The organism is Streptomyces sp. NK15101 (assembly GCF_020400725.1).
In the GTDB taxonomy this organism is placed as follows: Bacteria; Actinomycetota; Actinomycetes; order Streptomycetales; family Streptomycetaceae; genus Streptomyces.
This window is the reverse complement of the sequence record NZ_JAINVG010000007.1, coordinates 70,931-89,812: the sequence shown is the minus strand read 5'-3', so window position 1 is coordinate 89,812 and position 18,882 is coordinate 70,931. Positions and strand designations below refer to the sequence as shown.

The 18,882-nt window shown below is 70.8% G+C and carries 17 protein-coding genes and 1 tRNA gene; 10 read left to right on the top strand and 8 right to left on the bottom strand.

The annotated features are described in order from the left end of the window. Positions 1-76: 76 nt before the first annotated feature. Entirely contained in the window at positions 77-2,809 is a 2,733-nt protein-coding gene (gene aceE / locus K7G60_RS05875) for a pyruvate dehydrogenase (acetyl-transferring), homodimeric type (RefSeq protein ID WP_225799710.1), read from the bottom strand. A 428-nt stretch (positions 2,810-3,237) separates the two neighbouring features. Between aceE and K7G60_RS05870 the strand changes: the two genes are divergently transcribed. The 6 genes from K7G60_RS05870 (at position 3,238) to K7G60_RS05845 (ending at position 7,630) form a co-directional block, all read left to right on the top strand. Further along, a complete protein-coding gene (locus K7G60_RS05870; RefSeq protein WP_225799709.1) occupies positions 3,238-3,660 on the top strand; it encodes a DUF3052 domain-containing protein in 423 nt (140 codons plus the stop codon). Positions 3,661-3,780: 120 nt separating this feature from the next. Further along, a complete protein-coding gene (locus tag K7G60_RS05865) occupies positions 3,781-4,239 on the top strand; it encodes a peroxiredoxin (RefSeq protein WP_225799708.1) in 459 nt (152 codons plus the stop codon). 139 nt (positions 4,240-4,378) lie between these two features. Continuing rightward, positions 4,379-4,954, top strand: coding sequence for a TerD family protein (locus K7G60_RS05860; protein ID WP_030495317.1), 576 nt, complete (start codon positions 4,379-4,381; stop codon positions 4,952-4,954). 82 nt (positions 4,955-5,036) lie between these two features. Further along, positions 5,037-5,612: a TerD family protein gene (locus K7G60_RS05855; protein ID WP_225799707.1), complete on the top strand. Its 576-nt coding sequence runs from the start codon at positions 5,037-5,039 to the stop codon at positions 5,610-5,612. A 30-nt stretch (positions 5,613-5,642) separates the two neighbouring features. Further along, positions 5,643-6,791 (top strand): DUF475 domain-containing protein, encoded by a 1,149-nt coding sequence (locus K7G60_RS05850; protein ID WP_225799706.1) that lies wholly within the window; start codon positions 5,643-5,645, stop codon positions 6,789-6,791. 101 nt (positions 6,792-6,892) lie between these two features. Continuing rightward, positions 6,893-7,630 carry a Tellurium resistance gene (locus K7G60_RS05845; protein ID WP_225799705.1) on the top strand — a complete coding sequence of 246 codons (738 nt, stop codon included), beginning with the start codon at positions 6,893-6,895 and terminating at the stop codon, positions 7,628-7,630. Between the two features lie 35 nt (positions 7,631-7,665). On the opposite strand, the gene K7G60_RS05840 is transcribed toward K7G60_RS05845, so the two are convergent. Then, a complete protein-coding gene (locus K7G60_RS05840) occupies positions 7,666-8,535 on the bottom strand; it encodes a TerD family protein (protein WP_225799704.1) in 870 nt (289 codons plus the stop codon). Positions 8,536-8,720: 185 nt separating this feature from the next. Here K7G60_RS05840 and K7G60_RS05835 point away from each other — a divergent pair, with 185 nt between their 5' ends. The 3 genes from K7G60_RS05835 to K7G60_RS05825 all read left to right on the top strand — a co-directional run bounded on the left by K7G60_RS05835 (position 8,721) and on the right by K7G60_RS05825 (position 13,330). Continuing rightward, on the top strand, positions 8,721-9,911 hold the full coding sequence (locus K7G60_RS05835; protein ID WP_225799703.1) for an HpcH/HpaI aldolase/citrate lyase family protein: 1,191 nt from the start codon (positions 8,721-8,723) through the stop codon (positions 9,909-9,911). 18 nt (positions 9,912-9,929) lie between these two features. Next, on the top strand, positions 9,930-12,404 hold the full coding sequence (locus K7G60_RS05830) for a phosphoribosyltransferase (protein WP_225799702.1): 2,475 nt from the start codon (positions 9,930-9,932) through the stop codon (positions 12,402-12,404). A 116-nt stretch (positions 12,405-12,520) separates the two neighbouring features. Next, positions 12,521-13,330, top strand: coding sequence for an HAD family hydrolase (locus K7G60_RS05825; protein ID WP_225799792.1), 810 nt, complete (start codon positions 12,521-12,523; stop codon positions 13,328-13,330). Between the two features lie 8 nt (positions 13,331-13,338). Here K7G60_RS05825 and K7G60_RS05820 read toward each other — a convergent pair whose 3' ends face one another. The 3 genes from K7G60_RS05820 to K7G60_RS05810 all read right to left on the bottom strand — a co-directional run bounded on the left by K7G60_RS05820 (position 13,339) and on the right by K7G60_RS05810 (position 15,803). Beyond that, complete coding sequence (locus tag K7G60_RS05820; RefSeq protein ID WP_225799701.1) at positions 13,339-13,551, bottom strand: zinc ribbon domain-containing protein; 213 nt, start codon at positions 13,549-13,551, stop codon at positions 13,339-13,341. Between the two features lie 56 nt (positions 13,552-13,607). Further along, the gene (locus tag K7G60_RS05815) at positions 13,608-14,906 is read right to left on the bottom strand and encodes a hypothetical protein (RefSeq protein WP_225799700.1); all 1,299 of its coding nucleotides are present in this window, start codon (positions 14,904-14,906) and stop codon (positions 13,608-13,610) included. 135 nt (positions 14,907-15,041) lie between these two features. Beyond that, on the bottom strand, positions 15,042-15,803 hold the full coding sequence (locus tag K7G60_RS05810; RefSeq protein WP_225799699.1) for a DUF4097 family beta strand repeat-containing protein: 762 nt from the start codon (positions 15,801-15,803) through the stop codon (positions 15,042-15,044). 165 nt (positions 15,804-15,968) lie between these two features. Here K7G60_RS05810 and K7G60_RS05805 point away from each other — a divergent pair. Next, positions 15,969-16,043, top strand: a tRNA-Val gene (locus K7G60_RS05805). Positions 16,044-16,143: 100 nt separating this feature from the next. On the opposite strand, the gene K7G60_RS05800 is transcribed toward K7G60_RS05805, so the two are convergent. The 3 genes from K7G60_RS05800 to repSA are packed head-to-tail and all read right to left on the bottom strand — an operon-like array spanning position 16,144 to position 18,880. Next, positions 16,144-17,283 (bottom strand): site-specific integrase, encoded by a 1,140-nt coding sequence (locus tag K7G60_RS05800; RefSeq protein ID WP_225799698.1) that lies wholly within the window; start codon positions 17,281-17,283, stop codon positions 16,144-16,146. Beyond that, positions 17,283-17,492 carry an excisionase family DNA-binding protein gene (locus tag K7G60_RS05795; RefSeq protein WP_225799697.1) on the bottom strand — a complete coding sequence of 70 codons (210 nt, stop codon included), beginning with the start codon at positions 17,490-17,492 and terminating at the stop codon, positions 17,283-17,285. The genes K7G60_RS05800 and K7G60_RS05795 overlap by 1 nt, the downstream gene beginning before the upstream one ends. Continuing rightward, complete coding sequence (gene repSA, locus K7G60_RS05790) at positions 17,489-18,880, bottom strand: replication initiator protein RepSA (protein WP_225799696.1); 1,392 nt, start codon at positions 18,878-18,880, stop codon at positions 17,489-17,491. The genes K7G60_RS05795 and repSA overlap by 4 nt, the downstream gene beginning before the upstream one ends. Positions 18,881-18,882: the final 2 nt, after the last annotated feature.

The window sequence follows — 18,882 nt, the reverse complement described above, 5'->3', positions numbered from 1 at the left end:
CGTAAGGAATGGCGAAGGGCGGCGGGACCACGTCCCACCGCCCCCACCAGCCGAAACGAGCGACCGACGGCCTCCGTCAGGCGTCGCCGCCCGCCGGGCCCGGGTCGGCGGCCGCGACGTCGAGCAGCTGGTAGCGGTCCACGGCCTGCTTCAGGGCCGAGCGCTCCACCTTGCCCTCGCGGGCGAGTTCGGTCAGCACGGCGAGCACGATCGACTGGGCGTCGATGTGGAAGTAGCGGCGGGCCGCACCGCGCGTGTCCGCGAAGCCGAAGCCGTCCGCGCCCAGCGAGGTGTACGGGCCGGGCACCCAGCGGGAGATCTGGTCCGGCACCGCCCGCATCCAGTCCGAGACCGCGACGAACGGACCCTCGGAGCCCTGGAGCTTGCGCGTCACGTACGGGACGCGCTGCTCCTCGTCCGGGTGGAGCAGGTTGTGCTCCTCGACGGCCACGGCCTCGCGGCGCAGCTCGGTCCAGGAGGTCGCGGACCAGACGTCGGCCTTGACGTTCCACTCCTCGGCGAGGATCCGCTGGGCCTCGATCGCCCACGGCACGGCGACGCCCGAGGCCATGATCTGCGCCGGGATCGTGCCGGCCTCGGCGGGCCTGAAGCGGTGGATGCCCTGGAGGATGCCCTCCACGTCCACGCCCTCGGGCTCGGCCGGGTGCTGGATCGGCTCGTTGTAGACGGTCAGGTAGTAGAAGACGTCCTCGGCCTCGGGGCCGTACATCCGCCGCAGACCGTCCTTGACGATGTGCGCGATCTCGAAGCCGAACGCCGGGTCGTAGGCGATGCAGGCCGGGTTGGTCGAGGCGAGGAGGTGCGAGTGGCCGTCCGCGTGCTGGAGGCCCTCGCCGGTCAGCGTGGTCCGGCCGGCGGTGGCGCCGAGCACGAAGCCGCGCGCCAGCTGGTCGGCCATCTGCCAGAACTGGTCGCCGGTCCGCTGGAAACCGAACATCGAGTAGAAGACGTACACCGGGATCAGCGGCTCGCCGTGCGTGGCGTACGCGGAACCGGCGGCGATCAGCGAGGCCGTGCAGCCGGCCTCGGAGATGCCGTCGTGCAGCATCTGGCCGGTCGGCGACTCCTTGTAGGCGAGGAGGAGTTCGCGGTCCACCGCCTCGTACTGCTGGCCCAGCGGGTTGTAGATCTTGGCGCTCGGGAAGAACGCGTCCATGCCGAAGGTGCGGTACTCGTCGGGGGCGATCAGCACGAAGCGCTTGCCGATCTCCTTGTCCCGCATGAGGTCCTTCAGGATGCGGACGAAGGCCATCGTGGTGGCGATGGACTGGTGACCGGAGCCCTTCCTGGCGGCCGCGTAGGTCTTGTCGTCGGGGAGGACGAGGGGCTTCGCCCGCACGACCCGGGTCGGGACGTACCCGCCCAGCGCCTTGCGGCGGTCGTGCATGTACTGGATCTCCTCGGAGTCCCGGCCCGGGTGGTAGTACGGCGGCAGGCCGTCCTCCAACTGCCGGTCCGTCACCGGGATGTGCAGCCGGTCGCGGAAGCGCTTGAGGTCGTCGACCGTCAGCTTCTTCATCTGGTGGGTCGCGTTGCGGCCCTCGAAGTTCGGGCCCAGCGTCCAGCCCTTGACGGTCTGCGCGAGGATCACGGTCGGCTGGCCCGCGTGGGCCTTCGCCGCCGCGTAGGCCGCGTAGATCTTCTTGTGGTCGTGCCCGCCGCGGCCCAGGTGCAGGACCTGCTGGTCCGACATGCCCTCGACCATGGCCCGCAGCCGGTGGTCGTCGCCGAAGAAGTGCTCACGGATGTAGCCGCCGGTCTCCGTGGCGTACGTCTGGAACTGGCCGTCGGGGGTGGTGTTCAGCTTGTTGACCAGGATGCCGTCGCGGTCCTGTGCGAGCAGCGGGTCCCAGGAGCGGTCCCAGATCAGCTTGATGACGTTCCAGCCGTTGCCCCGGAAGATCGACTCCAGCTCCTGGATGATCTTGCCGTTGCCGCGGACCGGGCCGTCGAGCCGCTGGAGGTTGCAGTTGACGACGAAGGTGAGGTTGTCCAGACCCTCGCGGGCGGCGATGGACAGCTGGCCGAGCGACTCGACCTCGTCCATCTCGCCGTCGCCGAGGAAGGCCCAGACGTGGGACCTGGAGGTGTCGGCGATGCCGCGCGCCTCCATGTACCGGTTCATCCGCGCCTGGTAGATCGCGCCGAGCGGGCCGAGGCCCATCGACACCGTCGGGAACTCCCAGAAGTCCGGCATCAGCCGCGGGTGCGGGTACGACGAAAGGCCGTTCGGGAACTTCGACCTCTCCTGGCGGAAGCCGTCGAGCTGGGCCTCGTTCAGTCGGTCCAGGAGGTACGCGCGGGCGTAGATGCCGGGGGAGGCGTGTCCCTGGAAGAAGATCTGGTCGCCGCCGTCGCCCTCGTCCTTGCCGCGGAAGAAGTGGTTGAAGCCGACGTCGTACAGGGAGGCCGAGGAGGCGAAGGTGGCGATGTGACCGCCGACGCCGATGCCCGGGCGCTGGGCGCGCGAGACCATCACGGCCGCGTTCCACCGGGTGGCGTTGAGGACCTTGCGCTCGATCTCCTCGTTGCCGGGGAAGAACGGCTCGTCCCTGGTGGCGATGGTGTTGACGTAGTCCGTGCTGCGCATCTCGGGCACGGCCACGCGCTTCTCGCGGGCCCGCTCGATCAGTCGGAGCATGAGGTAGCGGGCCCGCTCACGGCCCCGCTCGTCGACGGCCGCGTCGAGGGAGTCGAGCCATTCCTGGGTCTCTTCCGGGTCGAAGTCCGGGACCTGGCTGGGAAGGCCGCCAATGATGATCGGGTTGCGATCGGATCCGGGAGCCACGCTTTTCCTTCGCTGTTCGGTGGCGCCCACGGGGCCACGGGCTGGTCAGGATGTCCATCGTGTACCCCGACGACGCCGGACGTCACATTTACCGAGGGGTAACCCCCGGGGGGTGCCCCGCCTGCCCTCCAGATGTCCGGGTGCGCTCAAATCGCAACCTTACGCCCAACTCGCGCATGCGTTTCGTCCGGGCGTTCGGCAGACTGAAACCTCAGAAGTCAGTAAACCGGGACGAACCATGTGCACCTGATCACGGAGGAGGGATCGGCGGTGCCGGAAGTTGCGGCGAGACGGCCCCAAACGTCACCGTTTCGGCGGTCTCGGCGGCCGGGTACTTGCGCGATCCGCCCCGGCACGTGTGGACTACGGCCAGCGCCGCGCGCATACGCGCGGCCCACAGCATTTTCCGAATGAGCAGGAGGCAAGCCGTGAGCGCGACCGCGGACCACGCGGAGGAGCGGACCAACCCGGCAGCGAGGCTGGGGTTCGAGCCCGGACAGGTGGTCCAGGAGATCGGCTACGACGACGACGTCGACCAGGATCTCCGTGAAGGCATCGAGTCCGTCATCGGAGCCGACCTCGTGGACGAGGACTACGACGACGTCGCCGACGTCGTCGTGCTGTGGTTCCGGGACGAGGACGGCGATCTCACCGACGCCCTGGTGGACGCCATCGGTCTTCTGGAGGACGGCGGCAACATCTGGCTGCTGACCCCGAAGACCGGCCGCGACGGCTACATCGAGCCGTCCGACATCCAGGATGCCGCGCAGACAGCGGGTCTCTCCCAGACCAAGAGCATCAGCGTCGCCAAGGACTGGACGGGCACCCGCCTGGCCGCCCCCAAGCGCTGATCACCACGCTGCGAGAAGCCCCCGCCGGTCCGCCGGCGGGGGCTTTCGTGCGCAGGCCGTAGGGTGGGGTTCACCGGTACGGCCCAAGGCCCGGGCCCCGTCGAAAGGGACGCGTACGCGATGGCGATCGAGGTCGGCACCAAGGCCCCGGAATTCGAGCTGAAGGACAACCACGGCCGGACCGTGCGGCTCTCCGACTTCCGCGGCGAGAAGAACGTGGTGCTGCTCTTCTACCCCTTCGCCTTCACCGGCGTCTGCACCGGTGAACTGCGCGAGCTCCGCGACAACCTCCCGGTTTTCGTCAACGACGACACCGAGCTCCTCGCCGTCTCCAACGACTCCATCCACACCCTCCGCGTCTTCGGAGACCAGGAGGACCTGGAATTCCCGCTGCTCTCGGACTTCTGGCCGCACGGCGCGGCCTCCCGGGCCTACGGCGTCTTCGACGAGGAGAAGGGCTGCGCGGTCCGCGGCACCTTCGTCATCGACAAGGAGGGCGTCGTCCGCTGGACCGTCGTGAACGCCCTGTCGGACGCCCGTGACCTCCGCGACTACGTCAAGGCCCTCGAAGCGCTCTGAGGCGCTCCGGCGCCGACACCGTCGGAATCGCCGGGCGAATCGACTGTTTCGACCGGGAACCCGTCACTAGGATCCAGTCGTTGATCCGATGCCAACGCACGACTGGGGGCGCTGCCCCTGGAAACCTATGGAGGGACTCGTGGGAGTCAGCCTCAGCAAGGGCGGCAACGTCTCGCTGACCAAGGAGGCCCCTGGCCTCACCGCCGTGACCGTCGGTCTGGGCTGGGACGTCCGCACCACCACCGGTACGGACTTCGACCTCGACGCCAGCGCCATCCTGGTGAGCGAGGCGGGCAAGGTCCGCAACGACCAGGACTTCGTCTTCTTCAACAACCTGAAGAGCGCCGACGGCTCGGTCGAGCACACCGGTGACAACCTCACCGGTGAGGGCGAGGGCGACGACGAGCAGGTCAAGGTCAACCTGGCCGGCGTGCCGGCCGACGTGGCCAAGATCGTCTTCCCGGTCTCGATCTACGACGCCGAGAACCGCCAGCAGTCCTTCGGTCAGGTGCGCAACGCCTTCATCCGCGTCGTGAACCAGGCCGGCGGCGCCGAGATCGCCCGGTACGACCTCTCCGAGGACGCCTCGACCGAGACCGCCATGGTCTTCGGCGAGCTCTACCGCCACGGTGCGGAGTGGAAGTTCCGCGCCGTCGGCCAGGGGTACGCCTCGGGCCTGCGCGGCATCGCGCAGGACTTCGGCGTCAACGTCTGAGCCGAACCGTACCGACCGTCCGGCGCCGCACGTCCCGTGCGGCGCCGGACGTGCCTCATCACCACCGGGGAGGAACCGAATCATGGGCGTCACGCTCGCCAAGGGAGGCAATGTCTCCCTCTCCAAGGCCGCACCCAATCTGACCCAGGTCCTCGTGGGGCTCGGCTGGGACGCGCGCTCCACCACCGGAGCCCCCTTCGACCTCGACGCCAGCGCCCTGCTGTGCCAGGCCGGCCGGGTCCTCGGGGACGAGTACTTCGTCTTCTACAACCAGCTCCGCAGCCCCGAGGGGTCCGTCGAACACACCGGCGACAACCTCACCGGCGAGGGTGACGGGGACGACGAGTCCCTCATCGTGGACCTCACCAAGGTGCCGGCCCACTGCGACAAGATCGTCTTCCCCGTGTCGATCCATGACGCCGACAACCGCGGCCAGAGCTTCGGCCAGGTCAGCAACGCCTTCATCCGCGTCGTGAACCGGCTGGACGGGCAGGAACTCGCCCGGTACGACCTCTCGGAGGACGCCTCCACGGAGACCGCGATGATCTTCGGCGAGCTCTACCGCTACAACGGCGAATGGAAGTTCCGGGCGGTCGGACAGGGGTACGCGTCCGGGCTCAGGGGCATCGCTCTAGACTTCGGGGTCAACGTTTCGTAAAGCCGCGTAAATATCACGATGGGGTAGACAGTGGTTCTGAAAACCTTCGGCTGGTCGTTCGCGATCACCGCCCTCGGCCTGGTCGCCGCGGTGCTCTACGGGGGGTGGGAGGCTTTCGGGATCGTCGCCATCCTCTGCGTCCTCGAGATCTCGCTCTCCTTCGACAACGCGGTGGTCAACGCCGGAATCCTGCAGAAGATGAATGCCTTCTGGCAGAAGATCTTCCTCACGATCGGCGTGCTCATCGCCGTCTTCGGCATGCGCCTCGTCTTCCCCGTCGTGATCGTCGCCATCAGCGCGAAGATCGGCCCCATCGAGGCCGTCGACCTCGCGCTCAACGACGCGGACAAGTACCAGGAACTGGTCACCGACGCGCACCCGTCGATCGCCGCCTTCGGTGGCATGTTCCTGCTGATGATCTTCCTCGACTTCATCTTCGAGGACCGTGACATCCAGTGGCTGCGCTGGATCGAGCGCCCGCTGGCCAAGCTCGGCAAGGTCGACATGCTGTCGGTCTGCATCGCGCTGGTCGTCCTGCTCATCACCTCCATGACCTTCGCGACCCACGCCCACCAGCACGGCGGCGCGCACGTCGACAAGGCGCAGACGGTCCTGATCTCCGGCATCGCCGGCCTCATCACGTACCTCGTCGTCGGCGGGCTCTCCGGCTACTTCGAGAACAAGCTGGAGGAGGAAGAGGAGCGCGAGCACGAGGCCGAGGAAGAGGCCAAGCGCACCGGCAAGAAGGTCTCCGCGGTCCAGCTCGCCGGCAAGGCCGCCTTCTTCATGTTCCTCTACCTGGAGGTCCTCGACGCCTCCTTCTCCTTCGACGGTGTCATCGGCGCCTTCGCCGTCACCAACTCCATCGTGCTGATGGCGCTCGGCCTGGGCGTCGGCGCCATGTACGTCCGTTCGCTGACGGTCTACCTGGTCCGCCAGGGCACCCTGGACGACTACGTCTACCTGGAGCACGGCGCCCACTACGCGATCGGCGCCCTGGCCGTGGTCCTCATGATCACCATCCAGTACGAGATCCCCGAGGTCGTCACCGGCGGCATCGGCGTCCTGCTGATCGCCTGGTCCTTCTGGTCCTCCGTCCGCCGCAACAAGCGGCTCGCGGCCGCCGAGGGCGGCTCCGGCTCCTCGGACGACAAGACCGAGGTGCCGTCCGGGGTGTGACGCCCCCGGCAACGAGGAACGCTTCACTGCGGGGCGGCCGATGCACCGGCCGCCCCGCAGGCATGTGCACGGTGTTGACGACCAGTGGGGGTGAAGGCGGCATGGCCTTCTGGGACAACCTGTTTCCGACGAGGGCGGCGCAGTTCGACTCGGGCAGCGCCGCGTCGAACACGATCGACCTGACGAAACGACGCCCGACCGTCTCGCTCACCAAGCAGGGCGCCGCCACCGGAAACCTCCGGGTCAACCTCTCCTGGCGGATGCGCACCTCCGACATCGAGGGCCGCTCCCGGCAGAGCGGACGGCTGCTGCGGAACCCGGCCCAGCTCTTCAAGCCCGAGGTCGTCCAGGCCCACACCCAGGGCATGGTCAACGTCGACCTCGACCTGGGCTGCCTCTACGAGCTCACCGACGGCAGCAAGGGGGTCGTGCAGCCGCTCGGCGGCTTCTTCGGCGACCTCAACGCGGCCCCGTACGTGAAGCTCAGCGGCGACGACCGCTTCGGCGGCTCCTCGGGCGAGACGGTCTTCGTCAACCTGGACCACCGGGACGAGATCAAGCGCCTGCTGTTCTTCGTGTACATCTACGACCAGACGCCGGCCTTCGACCGCACGCACGCCAAGGTCACGCTCTACCCGAGCAACGGCCCCCGGATCGAGATCGAGCTCGACGAGCGCGCCCCGCAGGCCCGCTCCTGCGCCGTCTTCTCCATGGAGAACGTCAAGGGCGAGCTGACCGTCCGCCGCGAGGTGCGGTTCGTGTACGGCTTCCAGGCCGAACTGGACCGGCTGTACGGCTGGGGACTCCAGTGGGGACGCGGCTACAAGACCAAGGCGTGACGCCTGCCCGGCGGCTCGGCTCCGGACGCGCCGGCTCAGCTCCGGACGAACTGGGGCCCCATCGGCGGCATGCGGAACTCCGGCGCGGGGTTCTGCTCGGCAGCGGCCACCGGCTGCGGATAGCCGTACGCGGGGGCCGGGGCGTTCACCGGCTGCTGCGGGTAGCCGTAGGCGGGCGCCTGGTCCGGCATGGGCGGCACCCGGTCCGGCACGGGCGGCACGGAAGTGTGGACCACGGTCGCGTCGAGGTCGGGGTCGTGGGAGCCGCCGGCGGGGGAGCCACCGGCCGGCGTGCCCTCCGGGGAGCCGGAGGCGCCGTCGGACGCCCCCTGGACGTCCTGAGCGGCGTCCTGGGCCGCGTCCTCGTCGACCGAGATGCCGAAGTCCGTGGCGAGACCGACGAGCCCCGTCGGATAACCCTGCCCCACCGCGCGGAACTTCCAGCCGTCCCCGCGCCGGTACAGCTCGCCGCAGATGACCGCCGTCTCCTCGCCGGTCTCCGCCGTCACGTCGAACAGGGCCAGCGGCTCGCGGTCCGCGCCGGCCACCGCGTCGTACAGCAGGATCCGCAGGTCGGAGACGGACCGGAAGGTGCCCCCGTCGGAGGAGGCCGCGATCACCACGCGGTCGACCGAGACGTCGAGCCCGGCCAGATCGGCCTCCACGGTGTCCGTCAGGCCCTCGGAGACCCGCTTCTTCGGCAGCCGTCGCACCAGCCCCGAGGGGTGGCGCGGCTGGTTGTAGAAGACGAAGTCCTCGTCGGACCGCACGCGGCCGGAAGGCCCGAGGAGCAGGGCCGAGGCATCCACGTCGGGGACCCCGGGGCCCGGGGTCCAGCGGAGCACGGCCCGTACGGCCGCGGTGTCGAGAGGGACGTTGGAGCCCTTCTGCATCGCGTGCGTCATGACCGCAATCCTGCCCTCCCGCCCGACCCGCGGACAACGCGGGGGCACCCCCGATACCGGGACGGGGGGACGGATGCCGGTCGGTTACCTGAATTTCACGCGCTCAGGGAACTACGGACACCCGCACCTACGTACTATTACCGGCCACATGTCATCAGGGCCGGAGAGGCAGACGGGGGACTCACATGCGTCATTTCGGGCACATCCCGTCCGCGGTGCGGACCGGGCTGTTCCACCAGGAGCCGGCCGACTTCACGGCCGACTCGCCCGCGCGCACGCTCGCCGTGGCCCTGGGCGCCACGCTCTACAGCCCGGCCACCCGGCCCCGGCTCGCCGACGCCGTGCGCAAGCAGGCCGGACGCGGAGTGGCCTCCATGGTGCTCTGCCTGGAGGACTCCATCAGCGACGCCGACGTCGAGGAGGGCGAGGCCAACCTCGTCCGGCACTTCGCCGACCTCGCCGCCGGGACCGGCACCGGGACGGACGCCGACACCGCCCCGGACCTCCCCCTGCTCTTCATCCGGGTCCGCGAACCGCGCCAGATCACCGACCTCGTCGACCGCCTCGGCGCCTCCGTCGGCCTGCTGTCCGGATTCGTACTGCCCAAGTTCACCGAGGCCCGCGGCCAGGCCTTCCTCGAAGCGCTCACCGAGGCCGAGCGGACGACCGGCAGGCGCCTCTTCGCCATGCCCGTCCTCGAGTCCCCCGAGCTCCTCCACCTGGAGACCCGGGCCGAGACCCTCGCCGGGATCGCCTCGATCACCGACAAGTACCGCGACCGCGTCCTCGCCCTCCGCCTCGGCGTCACCGACTTCTGCTCCGCCTACGGGCTGCGCCGCTCGCCCGACATGACCGCCTACGACATCAAGATCGTCGCGAGCGTCATCGCCGACGTCGTCAACGTCCTCGGCCGCTCCGACGGCACCGGCTTCACCGTCACCGGACCCGTCTGGGAGTACTTCCGCCCCGGCGAGCGCATGTTCAAGCCCCAGCTGCGCCGCAGCCCCTTCCTCGAAGGCAGCGCCGAGGACCTGCGCACCGCCCTCATCGAGCACGACCTCGACGGCCTGCTGCGCGAGATCGAACTCGACCGGGCCAACGGCCTGCTCGGCAAGACCTGCATCCACCCCACCCACGTGGTGCCGGTGCACGCCCTCTCCGTGGTCAGCCACGAGGAGTGGAGCGACGCCCAGGACATCCTGCGGCCCGAACGGGACGGCGGCGGAGTGCTCCGCTCCGCCTACACGAACAAGATGAACGAGGTGAAGCCGCATCGCGCGTGGGCCGAGCGCACCCTCCTGCGCGCCGAGGTCTTCGGCGTCGCCAAGGAGGACGTCGGCTTCGTGGATCTGCTCACCGCCGGCCTGGCCGGCTGACGAAGGGACGTCGACGACGTGGTGTGGACCGGAACGTGGGTCGCGGAGCGACTGGGCGTCGAACTGATCGGCGACGAGGCGCTACCGGCCCTGTTGGGCCTCGCACTGCGTCGCAACCCCAAGCGCGCGCACCTGCTGGTCTCCAACGTGCTCGGCAAGCACGTGCCGCAGCGGCCCTCCGTCGTGCACGGCTCCGGCCTCGCCCTCGGCCGGCGCGTCCGTGAGCTCCTCGGCGACGAGGAGGCCGCCCGGTCCGTCGTCCTCGGCTACGCGGAGACCGCCACCGCCCTCGGGCACGCCGTCGCCGACGGCCTCGGCCTCGCCCCGTACCTCCACTCCACCCGCCGCCCGGTGGCCGGCGTCGCCCGCGCGGGCGGATTCGAGGAGTCCCACTCCCACGCCACCTCGCACCTCCTGCTGCCCGAGGACCCGAAACTCCTCGCGGGCGACGGCCCCCTCGTCCTCGTCGACGACGAGTTCTCCACCGGCAACACCGTCCTCAACACCATCCGCGCCCTGCACGAGCGCTACCCGCGCGAGCGGTACGTCGTCGTGGCCCTCGTCGACATGCGCTCCGCCGCCGACCTCGGCCGCCTGGACGCCTTCGCGACGGAGATCGGCGCCCGCGTCGACCTCATAGCCGGCGCCGCCGGCACGGTCCGCCTCCCGGACGGGGTCCTGGAGAAGGGCCAGGCGCTGGTGGCGGAACACGAGGAGGCGTACGGGACGGAGGAGGCCGACACCGCGCACCGCACCCCACGGGAGGCACCCGTACGGGTGGAACTCGGCTGGCCCGAGGAACTCCCCGACGGCGGCCGGCACGGCTTCACGACCGAACACCGGGAGCGCCTGGAGGCGGCCCTGCCCGCGATGGCGGACAGGATCGCGGAGGCGCTCCGTACCCCGGCGGGAACAGCGGCCGGGGAAGCCCGCGCCACTCACCCCGCGGGACCCCGCGTGCTCGTCCTCGGCTTCGAGGAGCTGATGTACGCCCCGCTGCGCCTCGGCACCGCCCTGGAGGACGCCGGCCACGACGTCCGCTACTCCACCACCACCCGCTCGCCCGTCCTCGCCGTCGACGACCCCGGCTACGCGATCCGCACCCGGCTCGTCTTCCCGGCCCACGACGACCCCGCCGACGGGCCCGGCGAGCGCTACGCCTACAACGTCGCGGGCGCCGGCTTCGACGCCGTCGTCCTCGTCGTCGACTCCGCCGCCGACACCCCGGCCCTGCACGCCCCGGACGGCCTGCTCGCCCGGCTCGCCGCGCACATCCCGCGCGTCGTGCTCGCGGTGATCCCGTCCTACACCCCCACGGCCTCCGTCACCGAAGCTCCCGAAAGGAGCTCCATGCTGCCCGAGCCCCTCCGCGGCCCCGCCTTCTCCTCGTACGCACCCGAAGAGGTCGGCTGGCTGCTCCAGGACCTCTCGGACGTCGAACTCGAGGCACCCACCGAGGAACGGGAGGAGGCCATCCAGAGCGGCGGCGCCCACTACGCCGAGTCGCTCCCCGTCGAGTACCAGCCCAGCGAGCGCTACCAGGAGCTCTTCCAGGCCGCCCTGGAGAGCTCCGCCGCCCGGATGGCCCGCGCCGTCGGCACGGTCACCGAGACCGTCCTCGCCGAGCGGTCCGCACGCCCGGTCCTGGTCTCCCTCGCCCGGGCCGGCACCCCCGTCGGCGTCCTCATGCGCCGCTGGGCACAGACCCGCCACGGCCTCGACCTCCCGCACTACGCCGTCTCCATCGTGCGCGGCCGCGGCATCGACGCCAACGCGCTGCGCTGGCTCGCCGCCCACCACGACCCGGCCGACGTCGTGTTCGTCGACGGCTGGACCGGAAAGGGCGCCATCACCCGCGAACTCGCGGAAGCCCTGAAGGAGTTCGACGGCTTCGACCCGGAGATCGCGGTCCTCGCCGACCCCGGTTCCTGCGTCCGCACCTACGGCACCCGGGAGGACTTCCTCATCCCCTCCGCGTGCCTCAACTCCACGGTATCCGGCCTGATATCGCGTACGGTCCTCCGCGCCGACCTCGTCGGACCCGACGACTTCCACGGCGCCAAGTTCTACCGCGAGCTGGCCGACGCGGACGTCTCCGGAGCCTTCCTCGACGCCGTCGCCGCCCGCTTCGACGAGGTCGCCGCGACCGTCGACACGGACGTCAAGGAACTCCTGGCCGCCGATCGCACCCCCACCTGGGAGGGCTGGGCGGCCGTCGAGCGGATCAGCGAGGAGTACGGCATCCACGACGTCAACCTGGTCAAGCCCGGCGTCGGCGAGACCACCCGCGTCCTGCTCCGCCGCGTCCCCTGGAAGATCCTCGCCAAGCGGGGCGCCGACGCCGACCTCGCGCACGTCCGGCTGCTCGCCGAGCAGCGCGGCGTACCGGTCGAGGTGGTCGACGAACTCCCGTACAGCTGCGTGGGCCTGATCCACCCTCAGTACACGAGGGGTGCGACAGGCGCCGACGGCAAGGCGGTGGTGTCCCAGTGAGCACACAGACGAGCACGCAGACGACCGCACCGACGACCGCACAGACCGGCACGCAGACAAGCACACAGGCGAACACGCTGACCGGAACCCCGACGGGAACTCCGGCCGGCACCCCGGTGGGCACGACCCTGGTCGCGAGCGACCTCGACCGCACCCTCATCTACTCGACCGCGGCCCTCGCCCTCGGCATGCCGGACGCCCAGGCGCCCCGGCTGCTCTGCGTCGAGGTCCACGAGTCCAAGCCGCTCTCCTACATGACCGAGGACGCGGCCGACCTCCTCGCGCGGCTGACCGCCGAGACCGTCTTCGTGCCCACCACCACGCGGACGCGCAAGCAGTACCAGCGCATCCAGCTCCCGGGCACCGCGCCGGCGTACGCGATCTGCGCCAACGGCGGGCACATCCTCGTCGACGGCGTCTCCGACCGCGACTGGCACGAGTCGGTGCTGCGCAGACTCGACGACGAATGCGCGCCGCTCTCCGAGATCCGCGCCTACCTCACCGCCACCACGGACCTGTCCTGGGTGCGCAAGCACCGGGTGGCCGAGGACCTCTTCGCCTACCTCGTCGTCGAGCGCGAGCGGCTCCCCGAGGACTGGCTGGACCGCTTCGGCGGCTGGGCGGGCGACCGCGGCTGGACCGTCTCGCTCCAGGGCCGCAAGGTGTACGCCGTGCCCAAGCCGCTCACCAAGAGCGCGGCCGTCCGCGAGGTCGCCCGCCGCACCGGCGCCACGCTCACCCTGGCCGCCGGGGACTCCCTCCTCGACGCCGACCTGCTGCTCGCCGCCGACCGGGCCTGGCGCCCCGGCCACGGCGAACTCGCCGACAGCGACTGGACGGCGCCCCACCTCGACGTCCTCGCGGAGCGCGGAGTGGCGGCGGGGGAGGAGATCCTCCGCCGCTTCCGGGCGGCCGCGGCCGGCTGAGCCGGGGATCAGCCGCAGCAGCCCCCGCCACAGCAACCGCCGCCGCCCCCGCTCGGGGCGGGGGCGGCACCGGCGGAACCGCCGACGGCCACGGCCGACAGCAGCTTCACGGTGTCGTCGTGCCCGGCGGGACAGGCGGCGGGGGCGGAGGACTCGGCCATGGGACGGCTGAGCTCGAAGGTGTCGTCGCAGGTGCGGCAGCGGTATTCGTAACGAGGCATGGGACCAGGCTAACGGCGGGCCGCACCGGACATCGGCGGCCGGTTCGGCGACCGGCTCAGTGACCGGCCCCCCGCTCCTCCCGGATCCGACCGACGACGTGGGCGGCCGAGGCGCGAACGGCCTCCAGCTCGGTCAGGAAGTGCCAGTAATCGGGATGGCGGCCCTCCAGGGAGCCGATGGCCCGATCGAGCCGGGCGACGGCGTCGTCGAGGGGCCGGGCGTGGCGGGGGTCGGGCGTGTTCCGTCCGGCCATCGCGAGCCGCTGGGCGTCCCGTACGGCGAACCGCGCCCGGTCGATCTCCGCCTTGGGGTCCTTCGCGACGGCGTCCAGGCGGCGCAGCCGGTCCCCGGCGGCCGAGACGGCCTCGTCGGTCGAGTCGAGCAGCGCGCGGGCCGTGGAGAGCAGCGAGGTCGCGTCGGGCCAGCGCTGCTCGGCCCGCGCCCTTCCGGCCTCGGCGAGGCGCTCCTCGGCCTGCCGGAGGGACACGACGGCCTGCTCCGGCACGTGCTGGAGGTCCTGCCAGCAGGCGGCCGAGTACCGCCGGCGCAGTTCGGAGAGGACGGGCTCGACACCTCCGGCTCGGGTGGTGAGCGCCTCGGTGCGGGTACGCAGCGACACGAGGCGCTTGTCGATCTCGGCGGCCCGCTCGGGCAGCCGCTCGGCCTCGGCCCGTACGGCCTCGGCGTCCCGCAGCACCCGGTCGGCCCGCTGAAGCGTCTCGGCGACGCCGTGGCGGCCCGCTCCCTCGTTGAGACGGGTCAGCTCGGGCCCGAGCGCGGCGAGCCGCGCGGCGAGGTCGTCGGCGCGCAGCCCACCCTCGCGTACGACATCCAGGGCGCCGCTCGCACCCCGCAGCGCCTGCCGGGCCCGCTCGACGGCGGGAGCGAGCCGGGCGAGCTGGGTCTCGGCGCGCCCCAGGAGCGGGGCGAGCCCCTCCTCGAACCGGTCCAACTCCCCCTTGACGCGGTCGAGCTCCTCCTTGGCCCGGGTGAGATCGGCGCGGGCGCGCGAGGCGGTGGCGGCATCCAGCTCGTCCCGGTCGAGATCGTGCGCGTCGACGGCGCCGATGTAGCCGTGGCTGACCTCGTCGATCCGCCGCCCGAGGGCCTCGAACCCCTCGATGGCGCGGCGGGCCTCCGGGGAGCTGTCCACGGCCGTGATCGTCTCGATGGAGATGCGGAGCCCGCGCTGGGCGGTGTCGAGCTCGTAGAAGGCGGCCGCGGCGGCGTCCTTGGCCGCCTGGGCCTCGGCCCGCTGACCCTCCCCGCGCCCGCCGAACCAGCGGCGGGTGCCACCGCCGGCGAAGGCCTGCGGCAGCAGCGCGCCCACCAGCAAGGGAAGCGCGAACGCCAACCGGAACGCGGAGGAACCCCTGGGCGCCGATGTGCCCCTAGCGTCGCTCGCCGCCACGTACTACTCCCCGTGCTGTGTCCGCCGTGCCCGGTCCGGTTCATTCTCCCACCCGGTAAGGACGAACACACGGCCCGATCAGTTCAGCGTACGAACGGTGACGTCCCCGTTGTCGCTGCGCAGGCTCACGACGTGCCCGCTGCCGTCACGGCGGGGCACGTCGAGACGGACGTCCCCGTTGTCGCTGGCGCCGGACGCGGCGTACTCGGCCCTCGGCACCGCCACGGTCACGTCGCCGTTGTCGGTGACGACGTCGACCTCGCGGGGAACGGCGCCGAGGGTGATGTGCACGTCCCCGTTGTCGGACCGTACGGCGACCTCGGGCGAGGTGACGGAGTCCTCGACGCTCACGTCCCCGTTCCCCCCGCCGAGGTCGAGCACCCCGCTCGCCCTCCGCACCCGCACGTCCCCGTTGTCGGACCGCACCTTGAGGGGCGTGTCGAACCCCTCGGCGGTCACGCCGCCGTTGTCGTCCTCGACGGTGACGGCGACACCGCGGGGCACCTGGATCCGGTGCACGGCCGAGCAGCCGGCCGCGACGGCATCACACTCCACCCTCAACGTGAGCCGCCCGTCCACCAGCTTCCAGCTGGCCTCGGGCCCGGACCCCAGGAACACCCACCCGTCGACCTGCCGCTCCACCCGCACGCCGTCGACGTCGGCGGGCGTGATCACCAGCTCGGAGTCGTCCGAGTCGACGGTGAGCGCGTCCCCGTCGAACGCGAACGTCCTCCGCTCCACCGGCGCCCCCTCGACGTCGACGCCCGCCCCACACCCCGCGAGCACGAGCACGGCGACACCGGAAGCGAGCAGCGCACGGGAGGTGCGGCGTACGACCATGACGATCAATCCCCCAGAAACGACGTCTACGATCCCCCGACCGTAGAGCCCCACCACCCCCCGTCACGATCCGGCAACCCACCGTCCCGGGGTGGGGCTACCCCCCGGACCCCCATCGGTTTGCGACACCCACCCACCGGCCATGTAGGCTGTTGCCTCTTCCACGGGTGCGTAGCTCAGGGGTAGAGCGCTGCTCTTACAAAGCAGATGTCGGCGGTTCGAAACCGTCCGCGCCCACCAGTAGGTAGATAGACAAAGGCCCAGGTCACCGGTACTGAACCGGGAACCTGGGCCTTCGTCGTTCTTTGGGCGGGGAGGCGAGGGAGGGGCGCCGTGCCAGTCACGTGCCAGATGGGTCGTCGCCGGACTCGGCCGGCCGGACCTTCTTGATCTGCTCGTCGACGTGGGCGGCGATGGCGTGGTCACGCCCGTTCACCAGGTGCTGATAGATCAGCGCGGCTCGCACTGACGAGTGCCCCATCCGCTGCATCAGCTCACGTGTCGTGGCGCCGCCGGTCGCGGCGAGGGTGTTCCCGGTGTGGCGCAGATCGTGGAAGTGGACGTCTCGGAGGCCGGTGGTCTTCAGGGCCCGCAGCCACAGCCGACGGAAGTTGTTCCGGCGCAGCTGCCCGCCACGAGCTCCGGTGAAGACCAGCCCGGTCCGCCCCGGCTCGGCGTAGACGGCGAGATGAGTGGCCAGGCTCTCCGCCAGCGAGGCGGGGAAGGCGACGGTACGCACACCGGCGGCGCTCTTGGGCGTCTTGACCAGGATGCCGTCGGTGCGGGTCTCGGCCAGAGAACGCCGCACGGCGACGGTGCGCCGGTCCAGGTCGACGTCGTGACGCTGAAGCGCGGCGAGCTCCCCGAAGCGGAGGCCGGTGAAGGCCGCCAGCAGGATGAACACCCGGAAGCGCGCCGGCACGGCGTCGGCGAGTTGGAATACCTCGGCGACGTCGAGGAACGGCCGCTCGGCCGTCTTGGCCGCTCCGGCGCCCTTGATGCGGCAGGGGTTGCGCTGGATCAGCTCGTCGTCGACTGCGGTGTTCATGATGGCGCGGAGGATCTGGTACGCCTTGGCGACCGTCGGCTCACCGACACCAGACTCCAGGAGGCCGGCACGCCAGCGACGGATCTGGGGTGTGGTGATCTCACTCAGGACCACGTCTGCGAAGGTCGGCAGGATGTGGAGCCGTAGCGCGCTGCCGTTGCGCTCGCGGGTGGTCGCCGCGTAGTCGCGCTCCTTGAACCAGGCGTCGGCGTACACCCCGAAGAGAACCTTGTCGTCCGGGTTCTTCCACTTGCCGTCGATGATCTCCGCTTCCTTGCGGACGAGCCACCGATCGGCATCGGTCTGTGAGGCGAACGTCTCGGGCGCGGATCGCGTCATCCCGTCGGGCCCCTGGTAACGAGCCTGGAACCGTCCTGACGGCAGCTTGCGCACGGCACCGAAACGGCGACGCTTGCCTTTGCTGTTCGCCATCAGGCCACCGCCGCGAATCGACGCCGAGTGGTGATCGGCTGGACGGTATGGGCAGCTATGAATTCTTCCAAAGCTCGCTCAGGGATACGTACATGGCGCCCGACCTTGACGAAGACGATCCTGCGCTCGGCGATGAGCCGACGAGGAAACCTCTCGGTTGTACCCAGCAATTCGGCAGCCTGCCCCACGGTCAGCAGTCGGTCGGTCATGCGGTTGCTCCTTCTAGGGCGAGTTGGTCGCGTAGGGCTTCGCGGGCGGTCTCGCGGTTGAGCTGGATGTCCCGGGCGATGGAGGCGGCGAGGGCGGCCTCCCCGGGGGAGTGACCCTGGCCGGCGTAGGTCCAGGAGGTGAGGACGAGGACGGTGTCCGGCTCGACGTCGTCGAGGCCGCGGGCGGTGCGTTCCTGGGCGGCGCGGTAGTCGGCGCGGGTCTGGCGCAGCTCGCCCAGGGTGGTGGAGTACTGGCGGGACTTGGTGGAGAAGTGGCCCCGGAAGCCGAGCATGTGAGCCCAGGCAAGGAGCCGACGATCCGGGTACAGCGGGTCCAGGTCGAAGCAGGCTTCGACGAGGCGACGGGTGTGGTCGGGGACGCCGAGGAGGACGAGAGCCTCACGGTTGCCGATGCGCCGGTCGAGACTGCCGGTCGTCTCAGCCGCTTTGGTGGAGTACTTGGCGATGTAGGAGGCGACAGCCTGCTCGGTGATGTCGGAGCCGTCGCCGAACGCCTTCACGGGCCGGATGTCGAGCTGCGTGCCCCACCGAAGGCGGCGTAACGGCTGATCACCGGCGGCAGGGACGGTGATGGTCGTGTACGAGTGCGCGGCAGCGGACTGGACCGAGGCGGTGAGGAGTTCGGTGGTGGCCCAAGACGGGGGCGGGGTGTCCGGTCCGTCCGGGCCGTCGAGGCGAACCACGACGTGGAAGTGGACGGCGCCCCGCTTCTGGAACTCGGCGACCTTGCCGTAGGAGATGCGGGCGACCTCCTTCAGGGCCCGCTGGGAGAGGCCGGCAGCGGCGGCGATCTCCCGGCGCAGCCGCTTGGCGAAGCGGTCCCAGAGCTGTCCGGCGTGGTTGTTGAAGAGGACGGCGGCGGCGTAGTCGTACGACTCGGGATCGAGCGGGGTGCCCAATTCGGCGGCGTCCTCGGGGTGGCGGGTGCCGCAGCGGCAGGGACGGTCGCCGGGCCGGTTGTGGACCGGGCCGAACGACGGCGCCGTAAGGGTCAGGAACACGCGGGGGTGGTCACGGACGGCGGCGGGGATGTCGCGGCGGTCATCTCCGGCGAGGCCGGCGCGGATGAGGTGGTAGGTGTCGCCCGCGTAGGTCCAGGCGCAGGCGGGGCAGCGAGAGGCCCGGCGGTTACCGCAGGCGACCCGGAGCCGTCCGCCCGGTTCGGTGTCGGTGGAGTAACGGTGCAGGGTCTCGCCGGTGGTCTTGTCCTGCGTCAGCGTCCAGCCCTGGAGGTGAATGGGCTGGGAGCAGCCACCGGTGCGGTGGATCTGTTCTTTCCAGCGGTCGAAGCCGGGGGACCCGGCCAGCCGGAGCAGGTCGCTCAGGGTGGCCGAGTCCAGGCCCGCCGCGGTGGCGGTGTCGGTCAAGG